Source organism: Streptomyces sp. NPDC002130, assembly GCF_040296465.1.
In the GTDB taxonomy this organism is placed as follows: Bacteria; Actinomycetota; Actinomycetes; order Streptomycetales; family Streptomycetaceae; genus Streptomyces.
Map to the genome: position 1 here is coordinate 1 of NZ_JBEOXI010000506.1, position 2,809 is coordinate 2,809.

General features: G+C 60.9%; 4 protein-coding genes. All 4 read right to left on the reverse strand.

What is annotated here, in order from left to right:
• Positions 1-714 (reverse strand): peptidoglycan recognition protein family protein (locus ABT116_RS41870; protein WP_351645615.1); only part of this gene is annotated, 714 nt, incomplete at its 3' end.
• A gap of 9 nt (positions 715-723) precedes the next feature.
• Entirely contained in the window at positions 724-1,356 is a 633-nt protein-coding gene (locus ABT116_RS41875) for a translation initiation factor IF-2 N-terminal domain-containing protein (protein ID WP_234551538.1), read from the reverse strand.
• 15 nt (positions 1,357-1,371) lie between these two features.
• Positions 1,372-1,926, reverse strand: a complete 555-nt coding sequence (locus ABT116_RS41880; RefSeq protein WP_128636527.1) for a Gp37-like protein — start codon at positions 1,924-1,926, stop codon at positions 1,372-1,374.
• Positions 1,927-1,975: 49 nt separating this feature from the next.
• On the reverse strand, positions 1,976-2,758 hold the full coding sequence (locus tag ABT116_RS41885; RefSeq protein WP_502984035.1) for a Gp37-like protein: 783 nt from the start codon (positions 2,756-2,758) through the stop codon (positions 1,976-1,978).
• Between the last annotated feature and the right edge of the window lie 51 nt (positions 2,759-2,809).

The following is a 2,809-nucleotide window of genomic DNA, read 5'->3' on the forward strand; positions in this document are numbered from 1 at the left end:
TGCGGCTACCGACCTGCGTTTGCAGGTCCGCGTAGTAGCTGATTGATCGATGCGGCTCGTCCAAGAACATCGCGGCGGTTCTCCGTCGTGGAGGCGATTGCCGAGCCAGTCGGAAAAGAACCGGACACGGTCGATCTGGTTTTCGATGACCGGCACGTCAGGCTTGACGCCGTTCAGTTCCGCGATCACGTTGCCGACGTCCGCGCGGAACTTATCCATGTCCATCCCGCCCGGATCCCACTTGCCTTGGACCTTCGCCCATTCCTTGTGACCGATCGTGCGAGACGACGGATGCCCGAGCTTGCGGAGAATCGCCGCATTGATGCGGACGTACGCCCAATACTGTTCGGATGACCAGCCTTCGGTACCACTATTCTCGGCCTCGATGCCGATCGTGACCTGGTTTGCTGCGTTCTGGGTGATGCCGGGCCAGGAACCCGCTCCTGCGTGGTAGGCGATGCCGACACCGCAGATGGTTGCGATGCCCTTGCGGGACAAATGAATCTGGGATGCGAGGCCGAGGGTGGGGTGTTTCGCGATTGCGCCGGGGCCGGGGTTACTTCCGACTGGTGCGCCGGTGTGATGGTCGACGATCCCCCAGATTTTGTAGAAATCGCCCTGCCCTCGATCAAGGGCGCCGGGATAGAGGCTGACACTCACTCCCGCATCCCGAATGACCTGTTCGAGAAATACGGGATCGCCCGTCCATTCCATGGCTGTCTCCTAACGTGGTTGGGCCAGAAGGCCGTACAACTTGAATGCGGTACTGCGATCGATCGCCGCGTTGACGGATTTGACGTCGCTCCCGATTTCCTTGAGGGCTTTGAGCGCGGTCTTGTTCGACACCCCGCACTGCTTCGCGACTTCACGGACGCGGATACGGAGGTCCTCGGCGGGCACAGACTTCGGGTCGGACTTCGATTCCGCCTTCGGTTTCTCCGGCGCGTTCGGACCGCGAAGGATGTCGGGGATGTCCTGTCCGACAGTGGGGTCGATCCCGGGGATCTCACCGGACGCGATGAGCTGCCGAACGAGCTCTTTTCGGATGGAGTCGGGAAGTCTGGAGATGTCGACGTCGATCGGTGGTTCTTTCGCGGTGCCGACCGGCTTCCACGTGCCTGCCGAGAACATCGAGTTGACGTCGCCGGTTCGTGGCGGGTGGTACTCGATGGTGGGGTCTGCGACCAGGCGCGCGCCGCCGTCGTAAAGGCGGCGCGACACCTGACGCAGATACGACACCGGGAATGGGAGTGGCGCACCCTTCATCCCGGGCAGTCCGACGAGGAGATGCAAGAACATCTCTTCCGGATCGTCCAGATTTGAGTTGTCCCGCAACGGGAACTCGTCGACTGACATGTGAGTCTCCTTGGTTCAGAAATTGACGCCGAGGTCGTGTATTGCCGCCTTGATGTCTTCGATCAGTTCCATGGCGCGCTGCCCTGGGTCCTGCAGCGCACGGTTGTCGCCGATGACCGGCATCCATTCGGGATTCGCGTCGCGGTCCCAGGCCAGCGAGAGCCTGCACACCCGATCGACGTACACCTCCCCGGTGAAGTCACCAGGGATCGTTGCCCCGATTCGATCACCGAGGAAGAAGTGACCGAGTCCGTTGTCCCCGACGAGGAACGGAGCCGCATCAGAGATGGCCAGTTCGTGCGTGAACCACGTCTTGGTCGCGTAGAAGCCGGCACGGAGCACCAGGAGCGAGCTGAGTGTGTACGCCTTGTCAGCGCCGTCCTGGAAGTACTCGAAGTACCGTGACCACCCCGAATTGTTTTTGCGCTGAGGTGAATCGACGGACATCCACGCCAAGATGGTGTCCGTGTAGAGCGGTTTGAGCACCGCGTCAGCAGCACCGCCGAGAGGCGGCACGCCGGGGATCATCGCTGTGAGATCCCCGAGCATCTGGATAGTCGCGGAAAGCAATTCGTTGACGATTGAGATCGTCTAGCCCCACCCGAATCAACGAGTGGGGCTAGACGACCCCCGGCATCGAGTGTCCGCCCGCGTTTACCTGAACCGCTGTAGAAGGTGAGTACGTGAAAGTCGACGAGCGTATGCCGGTCTCTTCGCCCTCGCGGTAAATCACGTAGGGCATCGACACGTGTGTCGACTTGTAGCCGGGCATGAAGTAGTCGCCGGGCACGTCGGCATCGACGATCAGGTCGAGTGTCGAGTCGATGAAGTCGTCGGCGAACTTCGCGACTGCGCGCGTGAGACCGGAGTAGAGGTTGCCGCCGTTGGACGTTCCGGTGTAGTAACCGGACTTGTCGACGATGTCGATGACGAGTGCACCATGGCGGAGGTTCGCTCCTGGCCAAGGCAGCGGGTCGCCTTCGAGGTATCGACGCACGACGACGGTCAGTTCGGCGTCCTCGAGGGGGCGCTTCGCCATGTCGTGCCAGGTCTTCCACCGCGACGAGACGATCGCCCACAAGGTGCCTGCGTTGAGGTCGTCCATGAAGCTGGTGGGTTTGACGACGACATTCCAGTTGGACATGTCGAGCCCGGAACCCCACGAGGCGATATTCAAGGGATCGTCGGAAAGTGCCCACGCTGAACGATTTTCACGCTTGATCTGAAGGAACAGACTGAGCTTCAGCGCCCAAATCGCAGGCCCGGCAAGCATAAATACACGCGGAAACTGCAGTGCGGCAGGCAGATTCGGATTCGACCAAACCTGATACCACTTGAGGTTCTCGTAGTCGTGCATCCACCGCACGACAAGGACGACGGTACCGTCCTCGCAGGGATGCAACTACAGGCAGAGTCTTGGACGTCGCATTCGCATCCATGGAGGAGGGCTGGC